Raw genomic sequence first — 20590 nt, 5'->3', positions numbered from 1 at the left:
ACTCTAACAGAGAACGCTAATTTTCGGTAGATATAAAAAATCCCCAATGCTGATTAACTCTTTCAAGTCAAAAATGCATTAGGGATTTAGTGATGGGTGCTTGTTATCTGACTGGAGTCAGAATTACATTACACGCATACCAGGTTGAGCACCTTCGTGTGGCTCAAGGATCCATAGGTCGCTGCCGCCAGGGCCCGCTGCTAGGATCATGCCTTCAGACATACCAAACTTCATCTTACGAGGTTTTAGGTTTGCTACCATTACAGTTAGCTTGCCTTCTAGCTCTTCAGGTTTGTATGCTGATTTGATACCAGAGAATACTTGGCGAGTCTCACCACCGATGTCTAGTTGGAACTTCAGTAGTTTGTTCGCTTTTGGTACTTCTTCACAAGAGATGATACGAGCGATACGCATGTCTACTGCTGCAAAGGCATCGAACTCAATCTCGTCTGCGATTGGCTCTTTGTCTAGCTCAGTTTGGCTTGCTTGCTCTTTTTCAGCTTCTGCTTTTTCTTTCGCTGCTGCTTCAGCGGCTGCATCTTCTTTAGAAGACTCAACCATTGCTTCCACTTTCTTAGGGTCAATGCGGTTGAATAGCGCTTTGAACTTAGTGATCTCGTGATCAGTTAGCGGAGTAGCAATCGCTTCCCACGTTAGCTCTTCGTTTAGGAAAGTTTCAGTGCGAGCTGCAAGCTCTGGCATCACTGGTTTCAGGTAAGCCATCAGTACGCGGAATAGGTTAATACCTACAGAAGAAACTTGTTGAAGCTCAGCTTCTTTGCCTTCTTCTTTAGCAAGAACCCAAGGTGCTTTTTCGTCGATGTACTGGTTAGCTTTATCCGCTAGTGCAGTGATTTCACGGATAGCACGGCTGAATTCACGAGTTTCGTATAGCTCACCGATACGCTCAGCTGCAGCAACGAATTCGTTGTATAGCTCAGGCTCTGCAAATTCAGCAGCTAGCTTGCCTTCAAAACGCTTAGTAATGAAGCCAGCGTTACGAGAAGCTAGGTTAACAATCTTGTTTACTACGTCAGCGTTTACACGTTGAGTGAAGTCTTCAAGGTTAAGATCTAAGTCATCGATGCGGCTGTTTAGTTTAGCAGCGTAGTAGTAACGTAGACACTCAGGGTCTAGGTGGTTTAGGTACGTGCTTGCTTTGATGAATGTGCCTTTCGACTTAGACATCTTCGCACCGTTCACTGTTACGTAGCCGTGTACGAATACGTTGTTTGGCTTACGGAAACCTGCGCCGTCTAGCATTGCTGGCCAGAATAGGCTGTGGAAGTAAACAATGTCTTTACCGATGAAGTGGTAAAGCTCAGTTGTGCTGTCTTTCTTCCAGTATTCATCGAAGTTTAGATCGTCACGTTTGTCACATAGGTTCTTGAAAGAAGCCATGTAGCCAACAGGTGCGTCTAGCCATACGTAGAAGAACTTGTCTTTTTCGCCTGGGATTTCAAAGCCGAAGTAAGGTGCATCACGTGAGATATCCCACTGTTGCAGACCAGACTCAAACCATTCCTGCATTTTGTTTGCAGTTTCATTCTGTAGAGAGCCAGAACGAGTCCACTCTTTAAGCATGCTTTCGAACTGAGGTAGGTCGAAGAAGAAGTGCTCAGAGTCTTTCATTACTGGAGTTGCGCCAGAAACCGCTGATTTAGGGTTAATTAGCTCAGTTGGGCTGTATGTCTCACCACAGTTATCACAGTTATCACCATACTGGTCTTCTGACTTACACTTAGGGCAAGTACCTTTTACGAAGCGGTCTGGTAGGAACATCTCTTTCTCAGGATCGAAAAGCTGAGAAATAGTGCGGCTAGAAATGAAGCCGTTCTTTTTAAGTTCTAAGTAGATGTGAGAAGCCAGTTCACGGTTCTCTTCGCTGTGTGTGCTGTGGTAGTTATCAAAGCTGATATCAAAGCCAGCGAAGTCTTTTTGGTGCTCTTCACTAACAGCAGCGATCATCTCTTCTGGCGTGATACCCATCTGTTGAGCTTTAAGCATAATTGGCGTGCCGTGAGCATCGTCAGCACAGATGAAGTTTACAGTGTTGCCACGTAGACGCTGGTATCGAACCCAGATATCAGCTTGGATATGCTCAAGCATATGGCCAAGGTGAATAGAGCCGTTAGCGTACGGAAGCGCACAAGTTACCAAAAGTTGTCTTGGATCAGTTGCCATACTTAATAATTCGCTTTTTTGATAGGTATAAATTTGAGAGGTAATACTACTTTATAACGTGTGATACGCCAAGGTATCAGACTAAGGATTCCCCTAGTTTTTTAGGGGTTCAGTCTTCATCTCGTGGGTGATAGCATAAATAAAAAAAGGAGTCCCAATGCGTAACTTTACTTCTAAGCAAGATTTCTGTTCATGGTTGAATGAGTTCGAGTCACCAATCCTCATCCCAGAGTGGGCGCTACACCAAAATATTGTATCGGTTGATCCGCGTGGATCATTTGTTATCACCTTACCTTTTGCCGCTAATCAGCTTGCGGTTGAATTGGAACAGTGGATTCACTCTCAGATTGAACAACAGCTTGTTAGCGCTTTTCAGTTTGAAGTGAAGGTGAAGCCGTCTGCGTTAGAAACCACGGTTGCGACACCATTGAAGGGGGTGAAGAACATCATCGCCGTGACATCTGCAAAGGGTGGGGTGGGTAAATCGACCACTTCAGTCAACCTTGCTTTGGCTTTATCTAAGTCTGGTTCAAAAGTGGGTTTGTTGGATGCGGATATCTATGGTCCTTCTGTACCTATGATGCTTGGCCAATTAGATGCGAAACCAGAAGTCCAGAATAACAAGTGGATGATGCCAATCGAAGCGCACGGTATTTTCACTCACTCTATCGGTTATCTTGTGTCGAAAGATGACGCTGCGATTTGGCGCGGTCCAATGGCGGCCAAGGCTTTAGGTCAGCTTGTTAACGAAACCGTATGGCCAGAGTTGGATTATCTAGTTATTGATATGCCACCGGGCACGGGCGATATTCAGCTGACGTTATCGCAACAGATCCCAGTGACCGGGGCTGTAGTGGTGACCACTCCTCAAGATTTGGCGCTAGCGGATGCACGTAAAGGCGTAGCGATGTTTGATAAGGTGAGTGTGCCAGTCGCAGGCTTAGTTGAAAACATGAGCTATCATATTTGTAGTCACTGTGGTGAGAAAGAGCATATCTTTGGTGTTGGTGGTGCCGAAGCTATGTCAGAAGAGTTTTACCTCGATATTTTGGCACAGATCCCTCTTCATATTGATGTGCGAGAAGATATCGATGCAGGTTGCCCGACGGTGATTCGTCGTCCAGATAGTGAACATACACGTCACTACTTAGAGCTTGCAGAGAATGTGGCTGCGAAGATGTTCTGGACCGGCAAGGCGAGACCAGAAGCGATTAACTTCTCTATGGTTGAATAACGAATCTATGGTTGAATAGCGCAAGTTAATCACAAAGTCGTTTAAATATAGTTTGGATTAGATAAACAGCGGTGGATTTAAGTCAATATCCATTGGGCTTGTGCAAATAGTTGTAGGCAAGTTATTTGAAAGCAAACGATTGCATTCATTAAATGCATTGATATCATCAATTTGACTGCAATTAGCTAAAATGGCGACTAGAATCTATGTGCTTTAGCCCCTATAATCAGGCGGTTTATCTCTTCCCACCACCAAACCATATCGGGTGCAAAATTAATGTCTGATAATAATCAATGTGTCATCGTAGGTATCGCTGGCGCTTCAGCTTCAGGAAAAAGTCTGATTGCTAGTACAATTTATAATGAATTGCGCGAAAAAGTAGGCGACCATCAAATTGGTGTTATCACGGAAGATTGCTATTACAGCGACCAAAGCCACTTGAGTATGGAAGAGCGTGTTAAAACTAACTACGATCACCCAAATGCACTAGATCATGATCTTTTATGTGAACATCTACAGCAGCTAATGAGTGGCAACGCCGTAGAAGTTCCTGAATACAGCTACACAGAGCACACACGTACTTCTGAAACGACTACACTTACTCCAAAGAAAGTGATCATTTTAGAGGGTATTCTGCTTCTAACAGACCCGCGTCTTCGTAAACTAATGCACGCAAGTGTGTTTATGGATACACCATTAGACATCTGTCTATTACGCCGTGTTAAGCGTGATGTAGAAGAGCGTGGTCGTACAATGGACACGGTACTTAAGCAATACCAAGAAACAGTACGTCCAATGTTCATGCAGTTTATCGAGCCTTCAAAACAACATGCAGACATCATCGTTCCTCGTGGTGGTAAAAACCGTATTGCGATTGATGTGCTAAAAGCGCACATTGCGAAGTTGTTGAAGTCTTAATCGAATAAAATTTTGCCTAAGTGACTCACTTAGCTTTATTTTTTACCGAATCAGTGGCACTTTTATAGTGCCACTTTCTTTTGGAATCTAAGCAAGGAATATGCGGATGAAGAAACTACTCATTTTCATAGCTGTACCAGTGTTTGTTGTCGTTGCAGCAATTCTGGCACTAGTGCTGTTAGTGAATCCCAACCAATTTAAGCCATTAATTGTCGAACAAGCCCAAAAACACACAGGCCTAGAGCTAGTGATCGAGGGTGATATCAGCTGGCAATTCTTCCCATCCATTGGCTTTGAACTTGGTCAAACTGAATTACGCAACCCTGAAGGTTTTACGCAACCTAACCTATTTAAGGTTGATACCGTTGGCGTTGACGTTTCGGTTACTCCGCTATTTAGCAACCAACTAGAGATCGGCAACATTACTCTAGATGGTGCAGAATTCTATTTAGAAACGCTTAAAGATGGTCGCAAGAACATTGATGCACTAACGCAAGCGTCAGCGCCTCAAGAATCTGAGCCTGCAGCAGGCACAAGTCCTGAATCAGCGCCTGCCCCTCAAGAGCAAACTACCACAGACGCATCGGGTTGGACGATCAACCTTGCAGGCGTAACTGTATCAAACGCATTGTTTGAAATGGACGACAAGCAAGCGGGTTCATTCACTAAGCTATACGATGTGTCTTTGAATCTTTCTGAGTTTGCCGTTGATACATGGACAACCGCGACATTTGCGGCTTCTGGTGAGAACAATCAACAGAATTTCTCTGCACAAGGCAGTGCAGAATTCAAATTAGCTGAAGGCTTTGCAAGTTACGCACTTCGTAATATCGACTTAAACGCTAAGTTCAATGATTCAGCGACGTCGATTGAGTCAGCAAAAATTGGCTTGAATACGTTTGAGTTCGATAAGGTAAACCAACTGACTTACGCTGTAATCGGTAATGCAGCTGGCCTTGACCTTGATCTTAAAGGTGGCGGTGAACTTACTGTTGATAGCGCGATTTCAAAAGTAACGCTGAACAAGTTAACGTTAGACTCAACATTCAAAGGCGACACGCTTCCTCAGTCTCCAATGAAAGTCGACATGCTGTCTGACTTAAGCTTCGATCTTAACAAGAGCCACCTGAGCTTTGTGTTAGAGAAGCTACAAGCTAACGCTATTGCATTAGACGGTAAAGCAGACGTAATCCTATCTGAAATACCAAAGGTTCGTTTCTCTCTTCATAGCCCGAATATTGATTTAGATGAATTCTTAGGCTTAGGCAATACAACAGAAACAGCGAGCACAGCGCCTTCTGGTTCTGCTGGTGGTTCAACGTCAAGTTCTGGTAGTTCAGATCCAGCTAAAGAAGTGGAACCTGATCTGTCGGCTCTGAAAACGTTAGACGTGAAAGGTGACATCACGATTGATAAGTTCAAGGCGAACAACGCGAAGATGCAGAATGTTAAAACCGCATTTTCGGTTAACCGTGGTATCGCAGAGCTAACCTCATTCACCTCGAATCTTTACCAAGGTTCTATTTCTGCTACTGCAAAGTTAGACGCTCGTAAAACACCAGCGACTTACACGGCTAAGAAGAAAATCAAAGGCGTGAAAGTACAACCGTTACTGGTTGATGTTGCAGATAACGATATGCTGGAAGGTACCGGTAATATTGATGTCAACGTGAAAGGTAAGAGTCTAACTCCGACGGGTATCAAGAAAAACCTAGTCGGTACTATCGCGATTAACTTTGAAGATGGTGCAGTTAACGGCATCAACGTAGCTCAACTGATTCGAGAAAACTACGCTAAGATCAAGGGCGAGAAAGTTGAAAGCACAAATGAAGCTCAAAAAACGGACTTCAGTGCAATGAAAGCGACGCTGAAAGTGGATAAAGGTTGGGTTTCAACTAACGACTTATCAGCACAGTCGCCACTGTTACGTGTGACAGGTCAAGGTAAAGCAAACTTCATCAATGAAACGGTCGACTTCCTTGTGCGTACATCAATTGTGGGTTCACTTGAAGGTCAGGGCGGTAAGAGCATCGACGACCTGAAAGATGTGACTATCCCAATTAAGGTAACAGGTCAGTGGGCAGCCCCGAAATTTGCACTTGTTTTTGATGATGTATTGAAACAGAAAGCACAGAAAGAAATTGATCGTGGTTTAGAAAAGTTAGACGAAAAGTACGGTGACAAGATCAAAGATGAGAAAACAAGAGACGCAGTAAACGGTCTACTAAAAGGTTTGTTTAACTAGTCTTCATCTCATTTAAAAATGAACAAAGCGCCACTCCTGTTGTAGGAATGGCGCTTTTTATTTTTGGCTCGATAATACTCAAGAGAGATTCCCTATGACACTCGTCCCTCGCTCTAGGGAATGACGATAGGCCGTCGTCCTTTGTTCAAGAGCGTAACGGCCTAGTGGTCGTCATCCTCGAGAGGGAAGAATGACCGAGTCGGGGATCTCTGGTTGAAGGTGATTACCAGTCAACGCCTTGTAGCGCTTTAACACCAGATTCAAAAGCGTGTTTCACATTGCGAACTTCAGATACTGTATCTGCTATCTCAGTAAGAGTACGGTGCGCGCCACGACCTGTAATGATGACAGACTGCATCTTCGGGCGGTTATTCAACGCCTCAACCACTTCATCGAGTTCGATGTAACCGTAGCTAACCATGTAAGTCAGTTCATCAAACAGAATCACATCGATCGACTCATCAGCCAGCATGCGTTGGCACTCTTTCCATACACGCTGCGCAGCTTCAATATCTTGCGCTTTGTTCTGAGTTTCCCAAGTAAAGCCTGTGCCCATGACTTGGAACTCGACATCAAGCTTTTGCAGAACGTTTTTTTCGCCGTTATCCCAGGTACCTTTAACAAACTGAGCAACGGCGCATTTCTTACCATGACCAACTGCACGTGTAATCGTACCAAAACCGGATGTTGATTTACCTTTACCGTTACCCGTGATGACCAGCAATAGGCCTTTTACTTCTTGTGCTGCAGCGACACGTGCATCGACTTGTTCTTTTACTTTCTGTTGTCTTGCTTTGTGGCGTTGTTCTTTGTTGTCTTCAGTCGACATAACAAATCCTTTTAAGTTGTGATTGCGTCTATCATAGCCTAACTTAACGATAGCAAAAACCATCGGAAGAACAGGTGATTAGGGATGAAAAAGATACTCGTAGTTTGTATGGGGAATATTTGCCGCTCGCCAACAGGTGAAGCGGTGCTAAGGAAGAAAGCGCAACAGCTGGATATTGATGTTGTGGTCGACTCTGCGGGGACGATTGGTTTTCATCAAGGCAACCCGCCAGACTCGCGATCCAAATCTGCAGGAGAGAAGCGAGGCTACAGCTTTAAGGGGATTACTTCTCGTAAAGTGGTAGATAATGACTTCGAAGAATTTGACCTGATACTCGCGGCCGATAGGGCGAATTTAGACGACTTAATGAGCCAATGCCCAGTTCACCTCCAATACAAGCTCGCATTATTTTTGAGCTTTGGAGAGTCACAATATCAAGAGATCCCCGATCCGTATTATGGTGAGGGAAATGGTTTTGAATTGGTGTTGGATTTAATCGAAGAGTCTAGCGAAGCGATACTGCGTTCGATGTAGTGTAGGAACAATGTACGTCGTTTTGTTATCAGCGTAAGGGCTGACCGATAGGTATAAAAAAGGCCGACATTGAATGTCGGCCTCTCTAAATCTAACTTAAAGCTACAGCTAAGATTACTTAGACATTACTTTGTAGATTGGGTCTTCTGCAACGTTCGCTTCAACTAAGCTACCTGCTTTGTGCAGCATAGCAACACAGTCTTGGCTTAGGTGGCGAAGGTGAAGTGTTTTACCTAGCGCCGCGTAACGGTCAGCAATCGTGTCGATCGCTTCAATTGCAGAGTGGTCAGTCACGCGTGAGTTTGCGAAATCAACGATTACATCTTGTGGATCGTTGTATGCGTCAAACAACTCTAGGAAGTTAGCCGTTGAACCAAAGAAGATTGGGCCGTTAACTTTGTACTCTTTTGAGCCTTCAGCGTTTACTGATGTATCTGCGTAGATGTGTTTAGCATGTTGCCAAGCAAACATTAGCGCAGAAGCGACAACACCAACACCTACTGCCACAGCAAGATCAGTCAGTACTGTTACTACGGTAACAAGAACGATAACGAAGAAGTCTTGTTTAGGAACGCGACGCGCAAGCTTGAAGGTTGCCCATTCAAATGTGCCGATAACAACCATGAACATTACGCCCACAAGTGCTGCTAGAGGAATCATTTCAATCAGTGCAGAACCGAACAGGATGAACATCAGTAGTGCAACTGCGGCGACGATACCTGAAAGACGACCACGACCACCTGAGTTTACGTTGATCATCGATTGACCGATCATCGCACAACCACCCATCGCACCGAATACAGAACACGTTACGTTAGCCATACCTTGACCAACACATTCACGGTTAGATTGACCACGAGTGTTTGTCATTTCGTCTAGTACTGTCAGTGTCAGCAGAGATTCAATCAGGCCGATAGCCGCAAGGATAATTGCGTAAGGCAGGATGATCTGTAGTGTATCTAAAGAAAACGGAACAGCAGGAATTGAGAATGTTGGAAGAGAGCCCGCTAGCGTAGCAGCTTCGTCACCAGACATTGTACGTAGGAAGTCGACAACAGTGCGAGTTTCAAGGTCAAGACCCACAACCAAAGCCGTTACTGTAACAATAGCAACTAATGAAGATGGTACTGCTGTTGTTAGCTTAGGTAGGAAGTGGATGATAGCCATTGTAAGGGCTACTAGACCTAGCATTAGTGTCATTTGACCGCTTGGTAACCAAGTCAACGCACCTGTTACGTCTGGCGCTTTAAATTGACCAAGTTGAGCTAGGAAGATAACAATGGCCAAACCGTTCACGAAACCAATCATTACTGGGTGTGGAACGATACGGATAAATTTACCTAGTTTAAATACACCTGCTGCAATTTGCAGAAGGCCAGCCAGCATAACGGCTGCGAATAGGTATTGAACACCATGGGTTGCCACTAGGCTCACCATTACAACGGCCATTGCGCCGGTTGCGCCAGAAATCATACCTGGACGGCCGCCAAAGACAGAAGTGATTAAACCTACGATGAATGCTGCATAAAGACCAACCATTGGGTCAACGCCAGCAACAAAGGCGAATGCTACAGCTTCAGGTACCAGAGCCAGGGCTACTGTAAGACCTGAAAGCACGTCATTCTTTACAGAGTGCTTTGAAAATTGTGGGAATTCGAACATGTTTGCTCAGCTATGCTTAAGATGGATTTACCGACACGGGTGTATTGCGTAGCCAAACAGTGATGGAAAAGAGCGGCAATAGCGAAGTGTCGAAAAGATAAGTGCGCGAATGCTACCCAAAAATGTGATTAAGTTCAAGGTTGAACCTAACTTTGAGTAATATATCTGTTAATTTTTATTCGATTAGTAGATATGAAAAAGGCTGCTTTAATAAGCAGCCTTTGATTCTATTTACTCGCGATTACCTATCAGTAATCACTAGTAGTTTGGCTTAGTCATCGCCGCGCCAGCTTTGTTCGACGCTGCCTGACTGCCTGCACCTTTCGATACAAAACGTTCAGTGCGGAACGGAGCTGCAATCACTTCAATCTCTTTGATCTCTTGAGGACCAGGAGCTTTAGTCATTGGTGAACCGGCTTGCTTCTTAGCAACAGCTGCCTTTGGTGCCGCTTTAGGAGCTTCTGCTTTAACAACAGGTGCTTCTTCAACTTTTGCACTTTCAGCTTTAGGCGCTTCAGCTTCAACAACTGGTGTTGCTTCTGCTTGCACAGCTTCTGCTACAACAGGCGCTTCAACTTTCGTCGCTTCTGCAATCACTGGAGCTTCAACTTTCGCGGTTTCAACAACCACTGGTGCTTCTTCAACGACTGCAGGAGCTTCAACTGCAGCAGGAGTCTCAGCTACTTGAGCTTCAACAGCAGCATCTTCACGACGGATGATAACTTTACCCATTGCAAGCTCTGGACATGCGAAGCCGCCAGTCATTGCTACGTTGCTTTGTGGTGCCGTCTCTAGAGCAACATTCTGCTCTTGAACAGATGTTTGAGCTTCAGCTGCTACTTGAACTTCAGCCACTTCAGGCTTTGCCAGCTTGTGGTGAGGTTTTGGAATGAAGCGAGGCATCACTTTACCCATAGCCATCTCTGGAGAAGCTACACCACCTTTACGTAGGCGGAATGGGTTAGGGCGACGATCACGACCGCGACGACGACGTTGACCACTTGCACGTAGGTGACGTGGAGAACGACGGTTACGACGTTGTTTCGGCTCTTCCTGTTCAGTTTGCTCTGCATTCGCTTGAGTTGCTTCTACTTGTTCCGCAACTTTTTGCTCTTGAGCTACTGACTGTTCTTTTGAAACAGATAGTTCTTTAGCAGCAACCTGCTCTTTTGAAGCGTTATCTTCAGCTTGAGCTTGTTGGTCTTTAACACGAACTTGCTTGTTCAGTTTACGACGCTGACGACGCTCTTTAATCTTAGCTGCTTTCGCTTCAGGTTTAGCCTTAGGCGCTTCCGGTTTACCAGCTTGTGCTTCTGCTGCTAGCTGTAGACCTTCTTCTGCTAATTTAGATGGTGCTTGCTCTTCGCGTTGCTTCTGCTCATCACGTGGCTTGTTGCGACGGTCTTGCTTAGGCTTGCGAGGCTGACGAGTTTGCTGTGGAGCTGCTTCTTTTTGCTCTTCAGGCTTCTCATCACGAGCTGGCTTACGGCGGCGTTTGTTGTCACGGTTTTCGTTACGATTGTCACCACGTTCACCACGGTCGTTACGCTGTTCGCCACGCTCACCACGTTGGTTACGACGACGGTTATCGTTACGATCACGGCGTTGACGGTTGCCGTTGTTACGATTGTTTTTAGGTTTTTCTTCTTCTTTCTTCTCTTCTTCTTTTTTCTCTTCTTGAGTTGAAGAGCCAAATAAGAAGCTACCGATAGCTTTGAAGAAACGACCAATTAGGCCTGGTTCTTGAGTCGCTGCTGGTTCAGCTTTCTTCTCTTCTACAGCTTTAGGTGCTGGAGCAGGAGTTGGTGCTGATTGAGCAGGAGCTGCGAAGCCTTTCAGAGCAGGTTCTTCGATCTTCTTAGGACGAATAGTCTGTTCAGCAGGCTCTTTGCTTTCCGCTTCTTTTAGAGCTTCTAGCTTGTTAGGCAGCAAGTAAGATAGTAGATCGAACTCTTCACCTTCACGAACACGGATAACCTCAAAATGCGGCGTTTCCATGTCTGAGTTAGGAACAACAGTGATCTTAACTTCTTGGTTCTTCTCGATGTGGTTTACTGAGCGACGTTTTTCGTTCAGAAGGTAAGAAGCGATTGGAACAGGCACAACAGCAAGTACTTGTGCTGTGTTGTCTTTTAGAGCTTCTTCTTCAATCAAACGTAGAACAGAAAGTGCTAGAGATTCGTTATCACGAACAACACCAGTACCTGTACAACGAGGACAAATGTGGTGGCTTGCTTCTGCTAGTGATGGGCTCAAACGTTGACGAGACATCTCTAGAAGACCAAAGCGAGAAATACGACCAATCTGAACACGTGCGCGATCTAAACGAACGGCATCACGTAGACGGCTTTCTACTTCGCGTTGGTGGCGAACCGGGGTCATATCGATAAAGTCGATTACAACAAGACCACCTAGGTCACGTAGACGTAATTGACGTGCAATTTCATCGGCAGCTTCTAGGTTAGTGTTAAGTGCTGTTTCTTCAATATCGCCGCCCTTTGTTGCACGAGCAGAGTTGATATCGATAGAAGTCAGTGCTTCTGTTGGGTCGATTACGATAGAACCACCAGATGGAAGACGAACTTCACGTTGGAAAGCAGATTCGATCTGGCTTTCAATCTGGTAATGGCTGAATAGTGGCACTTCACCATCGTATTTCTTAACGCGATTCATGAAATCTGGGCGTATTAATTGAATGTGCGCTTGTGCACGTTCAAAAATAGTATTGCTGTCGATTAGAATCTCGCCAATATCACGACGTAGGTAGTCACGAATTGCGCGAACAATAACGTTACTCTCTTGGTGAATTAGGAAAGGAGCTGCATTTGAATCAGAAGCTTGCTTGATAGCGCCCCAATGGTTCAATAGAACATTCAGGTCCCACTCTAGCTCTTCTGCGCTTTTGCCAACACCCGCTGTACGCACGATTAAGCCCATACCTTGAGGAAGCTCAAGAGTGCTTAATGCTGCTTTCAGTTGAGTGCGTTCTTCACCTTCGATACGACGAGAAATACCGCCAGCACGAGGGTTATTAGGCATAAGAACTAAGTAACTACCAGCCAAAGAGATGAAAGTTGTCAGTGCAGCACCTTTGCTACCACGTTCTTCTTTCTCTACTTGTACGATTACTTCTTGGCCTTCTTTTAGCACTTCTTTAATGCTAGGACGGCCTTGGTATGTATAACCTTCAGGGAAGTATTCGCGGGCAATTTCTTTAAGAGGGAGGAAACCGTGACGTTCTGCGCCGTAATCAACGAATGCCGCTTCTAGGCTTGGTTCAATACGGGTAATACGTCCTTTGTAGATATTCGCTTTCTTTGACTCGTGACCTGGACTTTCGATATCTAGATCGAACAGTCGTTGGCCATCAACCAAAGCGACACGCAACTCTTCTTTTTGAGTTGCGTTAATTAACATTCTTTTCATTTAGAAGTTCTCATTGTCTTTTCTTATTTTCATCATTGTTCTTATCGCTTTATTTCGTTTCTCATGGTGCCAGATCCCATGGCTTTATCGGTGCAGCCTCCCGGCTGGAGAGGGATGCTCTGGGGCACGTCAGTCATCATAGGGAGTTAGCCTATGATCCGCGATGTGGCGGTGAATACTCAACATGAGTGTACGTGAGTAGAGCGATAAGGAACTCAGTTGACCGTGTCTTACGCCGATTGCAGCACTGTCTAATCTGAGTTATCTACTCATTTACTTGCTTATGAATGGTTAGCTGTTTAAATAATAGTCAAACCACTGATAGCAGCTGTGAACTATAGCAGCGGTCGGTAAACACAGCAATCTGCTTTGTCGGAATGCTGTAAAAAAAACAGTTTTTGTTTGGGTTTTGATAGCTCTAACTCACTGTCTATAAATAATTTATCAATTGATATTTTAATTTGCAGGAATCTTGGTGCTTTTTTGTTCGAAGAATCAAAGAAATATAGAACTTCGGCGACCATTTTGGGATAGATCGGTAAGGATTAGGGATAAATAAGTTCGGAATAGGGCTAAGAAAATCTCAATTATCAAAAGTGACAGTGATACAATAGCGCAATGAGCGAAATTAGAACCCAAGTCCAATTCGTCGACATTGACGAAGATATGGCTGGTCAGCGTATTGATAACTTCTTACGCAACCAATTAAAAAACATCCCGAAAAGCATGATTTACCGAATCGTGCGTAAAGGCGAAGTCCGCGTAAATAAAAAACGCATTAAGGCTGAGTACAAACTAAAAGCTGGCGATTTAGTTCGTATCCCTCCGGTTACTATTGAAGAGAAAACAGAAGAGAACGTGCCGAGCACGAAACTCAACAAGGTTTCAGAATTAGAACAGTGCATCATTTATGAAGATGATCACATGCTAATTATTAACAAACCGTCTGGCACTGCTGTTCATGGTGGTAGCGGATTAAAATTTGGCGCGATTGAAGCATTACGTGCTCTTCGCCCTGATGCTCGTTTTCTTGAATTAGTGCACCGTATCGATAGAGATACGTCTGGCATTTTGCTTGTTGCTAAGAAGCGCTCGGCGCTAAGACACCTTCAAGCACAGTTCCGTGAAAAAACGGTTCAAAAATACTACTTCGCTTTAGTTATGGGCGAATGGAAGAACAGCTGCAAAGTCGTCAACGCACCTTTGTTGAAAAATGAAGTGAACAGCATTGTTCGAGTTAACCCGAATGGTAAAGCTTCTGAAACCCGTTTTAAGGTTTTAGAAAAATTCCAAGAGGCGACGTTGATTCAAGCAAGCCCAATTACAGGCCGAACACACCAAATTCGTGTGCACGCTCAGTATACTGGTCACCCAATTGCTTGGGATGATCGCTACGGTGATCGTCGTTTTGACGCTTACACGGGTAAGGTTGGTCTTGATCGTCTGTTCCTACATGCAGCAAACATCAAGTTCACACACCCAGGTAGTGAAGAGAAGATGGATATCTCGGCGCCAATGGAAAGAAGGCTAGAGAAAGCCCTAACTGGTTTACGTAAGCTTTAAGAAGATACGAGATACGAGATACGAGATACGAGATACGAGATACGAAGGTATAGAGTGCCTCTAAATTTGTTCTTCAGTATCCATAAATGAGAAAGGTTGACGAATATCGTCAACCTTTTTTGTTTTCATCTGTTGTAGAAGATCCCCAAGTCGCTCGTTCCTCGCTCTTGAGGATGACGACTTTTTAAAATCACGCTCTATATCATTAGTTGGTTAGATAAAATTGCGTGTTCCGCCATTCCCTAGACTGACGAAGGAAGGAGTAGGGAATCTCTAACAAAGAGAGCGTATCCGTTATAGTACCCCCATTCCTTGCGCTTCTAACATATCGACTAGATCGATCAGCGGTAAGCCGATCAAAGTATTTGGGTCTTTCCCTTCCATCTGTTTAAACAACGCGATGCCTAACCCTTCACACATAAAGCTACCTGCGCAGTAATAAGGCTGCTCTTTTTCAACATAACTAATGATCTGTTGCTTAGTTAAATCGCGGAAATGCACTACAAAGGTGTCGAGACGTGTGTCAGCTTCATTGGTTTCGTTGTTCCAAACCGAAAGCCCAGTATAAAAAGTAATGCTCTTGCCGCTTTGACGAGATAACTGCTCGATCGCTTTTTCTCGAGTGTGAGGCTTACCAATGATCTCTCCATCAATTACGCAAACCTGATCAGAACCAATGACTAAGCTAGGTTGCTCCACAACACAAGACTTAGCTTTGGTCTCAGCAAGGCGCATCACCAGCTGTTGAGGCGTCTCTTCAGGAAGCGGCGTTTCATCGCAGTCTGGCTTGGCTGTAATGAAGCTTAACTGTAGTTTTTTGAGGATCTCTTGCCTAAATGGTGATGTAGAGGCTAAAACTAGTTGGTAATTTCTCATTTTAATTTACAATTCAAGGAAGCATTTATCTCAGGATAACGTAACTTGTCCTGCTATTCATAATGCTCTGAATAGGAAAGGCAGGAAAGTACATTTTTTTTGCCATTTCCTTTGACTAAACACGATTTGGAAGATAAGATTCGCGCCCTATGCAAAAGGAAAAAATACCGCGTACAGTTGATCCGGCAAGAACGGCTCAAAAACGACTCGATATGGATGGTATCATCCAGGTCAGTCTTTTGAAGCGTTTAACTGAAGCAACTGAAGGCGTAAAACGTGACGCGCAAGTCTCAATGTCATTTGGGCTTGATGAACAACGATTAGTCGTTATCTCTGGTAAAGCTAACGTCGAAGTCGATTTAGAGTGTCAACGTTGTAATGAGGTTTTCGCACATGAGTGCGATGTCCAATTTACTTATACTCCTGTTTACAGTGAGAAAAGTGAAGAGGAAGCACCGGAAGAGTACGATTTGGTAGATCTGAACGAGTACGGTGAGTTAGACCTGATTCAATTAGTTGAAGACGAGTTCATCCTTGGATTGCCACAAATAGCAATGCACGACGATGCGAAATGTAGCGTTAACTCAAATAACTTGGTGTTTGGTGAACTTCCTGAAGAAATTGAGGAAGACAAAAAGCCGAATCCATTTGATGTTTTAAAAAGCTTAAAGAAGTAATTGCTTCTTTAAGAATTTACATAGGAGTAGGGTCAATGGCCGTACAAAAGAGCAAGAAATCACGTTCAATGCGTGGCATGCGTCGTTCACACGATGCGCTAACTACAGCTGCACTTTCTGTAGACGCAACTTCAGGTGAAACTCACCTACGTCACAACGTGACTGCCGAAGGTTTCTACCGCGGCAAAAAGGTTATCAACAAGTAAGGTTGACCTTTGCAAAATCTAACCGTTGCGCTTGATGCAATGGGCGGGGACTTCGGTCCTCGTGTAACAGTGCCTGCCGCCGTGCAGGCACTGTCGTATTTCCCAGAGCTAAAAGTCATTCTAATAGGTGATCGAAACGCGATCACATCTCAATTATCTTCATTAGGTCGAATGCCTGATTCTCGTTTGAGTATCCAGCATTGTGATCGAGTCATTTCCAATTCTGAAAAACCTTCACTAGCCTTACGTAATAGTCAGGGTAGCTCTATGCGTGCCGCTATCGATCTGGTTGCCGAATCACAGGCTGATGCTTGTGTGAGTGGTGGTAACACTGGCGCACTGATGGCTTTATCCCGTTTCAGACTCAAGCTTCTTCCCGGTATTGATAGGCCTGCATTGGTTTCAGCTTTGCCTACTGCATCCGGAAATCGCACATGGATGCTTGATTTAGGGGCGAACGTTTCTAGTGACGCAGATTCACTCTTTCAGTTTGCTGTCATGGGCAGTGCATTAGCAGAACAACATTTAGGTCGCGCACCACGTGTCGCTATCTTGAATATCGGTGCAGAAGAAATTAAAGGCAATGACCTTGTAAAACGATGCGCTGAAATGTTGTCTAATACCCAGTCTGTGAACTTCATAGGCTATATTGAAGGTAATCAATTACTTCAAGATGCTGCTGATGTCGTCGTATGTGATGGTTTTGTGGGCAATGTCTGCTTAAAAACGTGCGAAGGTACGGCTCAGCTCTTTATTGATAAGCTAAAAACGCGCATGATGGCTTCAACAATAAAGGGTTGGATAGCCAGAATGCTGTTTTCTGAGCTATTTACTGAATTAAAAACCTTGAACCCCGACCAGTATAACGGCGCAAGTTTGTTAGGATTGCGCGGCATTGTCATTAAAAGTCATGGAAGTGCTGATGTGTCTGCAGTCGTCAACGCGATTGGTGAAGCAGTACACGAGGTCAAACGACAAGTCCCCAGCCGCATTAGCGATCGTTTGGAAGCGGTTTTACTCGAGAGGCATTATTAGTCTTCATGTATAGCAAAATTTTAGGTACTGGCAGCTACTTGCCATCTCAGGTGCGTACTAACGCAGACTTAGAGAAAATGGTAGAGACTAGCGATGAGTGGATCGTTGCTAGAACGGGTATTAAAGAGCGTCGTATTTCAGCGGAAAACGAAACCGTTGCTGATATGGCGTTTTACGCTGCTGAAAATGCCATTGAAATGGCAGGTATCGACAAAGAAGAGATTGATTTAATCATCGTTGCGACAACCAGCAGTAGCCACACATTCCCGTCTTCGGCATGTCAGGTACAAGGCAAGCTTGGTATCAAAGGCTGCCCTGCGTTTGATTTGGCTGCAGCGTGTTCTGGTTTTGTCTACGCACTGTCTGTTGCTGATCAACACATCAAGACTGGCATGTGTAAGAACGTTTTGGTAATTGGTGCTGATGCACTGTCAAAAACCTGTGATCCGACTGACCGCTCTACTATCATCCTATTTGGTGATGCAGCAGGCGCGGTGGTTGTAGGCGCAAGCGAAGAGCCAGGTATTTTGTCTACTCATATTTACTCTGATGGTAAATACGGTGAGCTTCTAAGCCTAGAAGTACCAGAGCGCGGCGGTGATGCAGACAAATGGCTGCACATGGCGGGCAACGAAGTATTTAAAGTGGCGGTAACTCAGCTTTCTAAGCTAGTTAAAGACACCTTAGCGGCGAACAATATGGATAAGTCAGAGCTTGATTGGTTAGTTCCACACCAAGCGAACTACCGTATTATCTCGGCAACCGCTAAAAAGCTGACGATGTCGCTTGATCAAGTAGTGATTACTCTTGATAAGCACGGCAACACGTCAGCAGCTACCGTACCAACGGCCCTAGATGAGGCTGTTCGCGACGGGCGAATTAAACGTGGTCAAACGCTTCTACTTGAAGCATTTGGCGGCGGCTTCACTTGGGGTTCTGCGTTAGTTAAATTCTAACCCTAAGCGATAATCAACAAACAAGGCACATAACTTATGTGCCTTATTCAATTTTTTGCTTTGCTTAAAGGAAAATTACAATGAGCAAATTTGCTATCGTATTCCCAGGCCAAGGCTCTCAAGCTATCGGTATGCTTGCTGACCTAGGCGAACAGTATGATGTTGTTAAAAAGACATTTGCTGAAGCTTCAGAAGCACTTGGTTACGATCTATGGGCATTGGTTCAAGATGGTCCTGTAGAAAATCTAAATGAAACTTTTCGCACTCAACCGGCTCTATTAACAGCGTCTGTTGCAATTTGGCGTGTATGGCAAGAGCTTGGCCTAGAGCAACCTGTAAATCTAGCAGGTCACAGCCTAGGTGAATATTCTGCACTTGTATGTGCCGGCGTTATCGACTTTAAAGAAGCGATCAAGCTGGTTGAACTACGTGGTCAACTGATGCAAGAAGCGGTTCCTGCAGGTGTTGGTGCAATGTACGCAATCATCGGTCTAGACGATGAAGCGATTGCTAAAGCGTGTGAAGAAGCTGCGCAAGACGAAGTTGTGTCTCCAGTTAACTTTAACTCTCCTGGCCAAGTTGTTATCGCGGGTAACAAAGCGGCAGTAGAGCGTGCTGGTGCACTTTGTAAAGAAGCGGGCGCTAAGCGTGCACTTCCGCTACCTGTTTCTGTGCCGTCTCACTGTGCACTGATGAAGCCAGCAGCAGACAAGCTAGCGGTGGCTCTAGAAGCTCTAGAGTTCAACACGCCAGCATTGCCTGTTATCAATAACGTTGATGTTATCGCTGAAACAGATCCTGCAAAAATTAAAGACGCACTTGTTCGTCAGCTGTACAGCCCAGTTCGTTGGACTGAAGGCGTACAAGCGATGAATGAGCAAGGCGTTGAGAAGCTACTTGAATTAGGCCCTGGTAAAGTTCTTACTGGTCTAACAAAACGAATCGTAAAAACTATGACAGCTGCTGCAGTTAATGACACTGCATCACTAGAAGCTGCTAAGTAAATAACCACTTAATAGAGAAGTTATGATGAATTTAGAAGGCAAAGTTGCACTAGTTACAGGCGCAAGCCGTGGCATCGGTCGTGCAATCGCTGAACTTTTAGTTGAGCGTGGTGCTAAAGTTATCGGTACTGCGACATCTGAAGGCGGCGCAGCTGCAATCAGCGAGTACCTTGGTGAGAACGGTAAAGGTCTTGCTCTTAATGTAACGGATACTGACTCAATTGCTGCTACACTGAAAACCATCAACGATGAATTCGGTGCGATTGACATTCTAGTTAACAACGCTGGTATCACTCGTGATAACCTACTTATGCGTATGAAAGACGATGAGTGGAACGACATCATTGATACTAACCTAACGCCTATTTTCCGCATGTCTAAAGCTGTATTGCGTGGCATGATGAAGAAGCGTCAAGGCCGTATTGTTAACGTTGGTTCTGTAGTTGGTACTATGGGTAACGCTGGTCAAGCTAACTACGCAGCTGCAAAAGCTGGTGTAATTGGCTTTACTAAATCAATGGCTCGTGAAGTTGCGTCTCGTGGCATTACAGTAAACACTGTAGCGCCTGGTTTTATCGAAACAGACATGACTAAAGCGCTAAATGATGACCAACGTGCAGCAACTTTGGCGAATGTACCAGCAGGTCGACTAGGTGACCCTCGCGAAATCGCTGAAGCTGTGGTATTTTTGGCGTCACCTGCGGCAGCTTATATCACAGGTGAAACACTTCACGTCAATGGCGGTATGTACATGGTGTAAATTATGTGCAACATTTGTGCATGATTTAAGTCAAGATCATACGTAATTTCGGTTAAAATCGTGAAAATTGTGGTTTGACCAGAAAAGTTGACCTTGCAACTTTCAATAGATTGAATAAACTACGGAAAACATCGCATAAAGCGAACTCTGTAAAGGAAAAGAAAAAATGAGCAACCTCGAAGAACGCGTAAAGAAAATCATTGTTGAACAGCTAGGTGTAGACGAAGCTGAAGTTAAAAACGAAGCTTCTTTCGTTGATGACCTAGGTGCAGATTCTCTAGACACAGTAGAGCTAGTAATGGCTCTAGAAGAAGAATTTGACACTGAAATCCCAGATGAAGAAGCTGAGAAAATTACTACTGTTCAAGCAGCTATCGATTACGTAACTAGCGCTCAGTAATAATCTCTCCCAGGCGGTCACCTCGACCGCCTGTGTTTTATCTAACTCATCTATCCTCATCTTAAATCACCTCAATCCCCG

17 protein-coding genes are annotated in these 20590 nt (G+C 44.6%); 12 read left to right on the top strand and 5 right to left on the bottom strand.

Annotated features, from left to right (window positions below; genetic code table 11):
- Positions 1-123: 123 nt before the first annotated feature.
- Entirely contained in the window at positions 124-2184 is a 2061-nt protein-coding gene (gene metG, locus AB4185_RS02470) for a methionine--tRNA ligase (protein ID WP_372058192.1), read from the bottom strand.
- Between the two features lie 157 nt (positions 2185-2341).
- Here metG and apbC point away from each other — a divergent pair, with 157 nt between their 5' ends.
- From apbC to AB4185_RS02455, 3 genes are all read left to right on the top strand, one after another.
- Positions 2342-3418: an iron-sulfur cluster carrier protein ApbC gene (apbC, locus tag AB4185_RS02465; RefSeq protein WP_017063474.1), complete on the top strand. Its 1077-nt coding sequence runs from the start codon at positions 2342-2344 to the stop codon at positions 3416-3418.
- Positions 3419-3694: 276 nt separating this feature from the next.
- Positions 3695-4336: a uridine kinase gene (gene udk, locus AB4185_RS02460; protein ID WP_004734002.1), complete on the top strand. Its 642-nt coding sequence runs from the start codon at positions 3695-3697 to the stop codon at positions 4334-4336.
- Between the two features lie 106 nt (positions 4337-4442).
- Positions 4443-6581, top strand: a complete 2139-nt coding sequence (locus AB4185_RS02455) for an AsmA family protein (RefSeq protein WP_017067201.1) — start codon at positions 4443-4445, stop codon at positions 6579-6581.
- A 223-nt stretch (positions 6582-6804) separates the two neighbouring features.
- Here AB4185_RS02455 and cobO read toward each other — a convergent pair whose 3' ends face one another.
- Positions 6805-7410: a cob(I)yrinic acid a,c-diamide adenosyltransferase gene (gene cobO, locus AB4185_RS02450; RefSeq protein WP_017062158.1), complete on the bottom strand. Its 606-nt coding sequence runs from the start codon at positions 7408-7410 to the stop codon at positions 6805-6807.
- Positions 7411-7494: 84 nt separating this feature from the next.
- On the opposite strand from cobO, the gene AB4185_RS02445 reads away from it, so the two are divergent.
- Positions 7495-7944 carry a low molecular weight protein-tyrosine-phosphatase gene (locus AB4185_RS02445; protein WP_017067202.1) on the top strand — a complete coding sequence of 150 codons (450 nt, stop codon included), beginning with the start codon at positions 7495-7497 and terminating at the stop codon, positions 7942-7944.
- Positions 7945-8058: 114 nt separating this feature from the next.
- Here AB4185_RS02445 and AB4185_RS02440 read toward each other — a convergent pair whose 3' ends face one another.
- Both AB4185_RS02440 and rne read right to left on the bottom strand, forming a co-directional pair.
- Complete coding sequence (locus AB4185_RS02440) at positions 8059-9606, bottom strand: SulP family inorganic anion transporter (protein ID WP_017062156.1); 1548 nt, start codon at positions 9604-9606, stop codon at positions 8059-8061.
- Positions 9607-9864: 258 nt separating this feature from the next.
- Positions 9865-13032 (bottom strand): ribonuclease E, encoded by a 3168-nt coding sequence (rne, locus tag AB4185_RS02435; protein ID WP_372058191.1) that lies wholly within the window; start codon positions 13030-13032, stop codon positions 9865-9867.
- Positions 13033-13650: 618 nt separating this feature from the next.
- On the opposite strand from rne, the gene rluC reads away from it, so the two are divergent.
- Positions 13651-14595, top strand: coding sequence for a 23S rRNA pseudouridine(955/2504/2580) synthase RluC (rluC, locus tag AB4185_RS02430; RefSeq protein ID WP_372058190.1), 945 nt, complete (start codon positions 13651-13653; stop codon positions 14593-14595).
- A 294-nt stretch (positions 14596-14889) separates the two neighbouring features.
- Here the strand turns inward: rluC and AB4185_RS02425 are convergent, their stop codons facing one another.
- A complete protein-coding gene (locus tag AB4185_RS02425) occupies positions 14890-15471 on the bottom strand; it encodes a nucleoside triphosphate pyrophosphatase (RefSeq protein WP_017067204.1) in 582 nt (193 codons plus the stop codon).
- Between the two features lie 149 nt (positions 15472-15620).
- On the opposite strand from AB4185_RS02425, the gene yceD reads away from it, so the two are divergent.
- From yceD to acpP, 7 genes are all read left to right on the top strand, one after another.
- Positions 15621-16148, top strand: coding sequence for a 23S rRNA accumulation protein YceD (gene yceD, locus AB4185_RS02420; RefSeq protein WP_017062153.1), 528 nt, complete (start codon positions 15621-15623; stop codon positions 16146-16148).
- Positions 16149-16183: 35 nt separating this feature from the next.
- Positions 16184-16354 carry a 50S ribosomal protein L32 gene (gene rpmF / locus AB4185_RS02415; RefSeq protein WP_004737376.1) on the top strand — a complete coding sequence of 57 codons (171 nt, stop codon included), beginning with the start codon at positions 16184-16186 and terminating at the stop codon, positions 16352-16354.
- Positions 16355-16363: 9 nt separating this feature from the next.
- Positions 16364-17389 carry a phosphate acyltransferase PlsX gene (gene plsX / locus AB4185_RS02410; protein WP_017062152.1) on the top strand — a complete coding sequence of 342 codons (1026 nt, stop codon included), beginning with the start codon at positions 16364-16366 and terminating at the stop codon, positions 17387-17389.
- A gap of 5 nt (positions 17390-17394) precedes the next feature.
- The gene (locus AB4185_RS02405) at positions 17395-18345 is read left to right on the top strand and encodes a beta-ketoacyl-ACP synthase III (RefSeq protein WP_017054985.1); all 951 of its coding nucleotides are present in this window, start codon (positions 17395-17397) and stop codon (positions 18343-18345) included.
- A gap of 80 nt (positions 18346-18425) precedes the next feature.
- A complete protein-coding gene (fabD, locus tag AB4185_RS02400) occupies positions 18426-19349 on the top strand; it encodes an ACP S-malonyltransferase (RefSeq protein ID WP_017063479.1) in 924 nt (307 codons plus the stop codon).
- A 25-nt stretch (positions 19350-19374) separates the two neighbouring features.
- Positions 19375-20109: a 3-oxoacyl-ACP reductase FabG gene (fabG, locus tag AB4185_RS02395; RefSeq protein WP_170962450.1), complete on the top strand. Its 735-nt coding sequence runs from the start codon at positions 19375-19377 to the stop codon at positions 20107-20109.
- 166 nt (positions 20110-20275) lie between these two features.
- Positions 20276-20509, top strand: a complete 234-nt coding sequence (gene acpP, locus AB4185_RS02390; RefSeq protein ID WP_004737381.1) for an acyl carrier protein — start codon at positions 20276-20278, stop codon at positions 20507-20509.
- Positions 20510-20590 lie beyond the last annotated feature (81 nt).

This window comes from Vibrio sp. 10N.286.48.F5, from assembly GCF_041469785.1.
In the GTDB taxonomy this organism is placed as follows: Bacteria; Pseudomonadota; Gammaproteobacteria; order Enterobacterales; family Vibrionaceae; genus Vibrio; species Vibrio crassostreae_C.
Note: the sequence above shows the minus strand (reverse complement) of the source record. Positions and strands in the feature narration are given on the sequence as shown.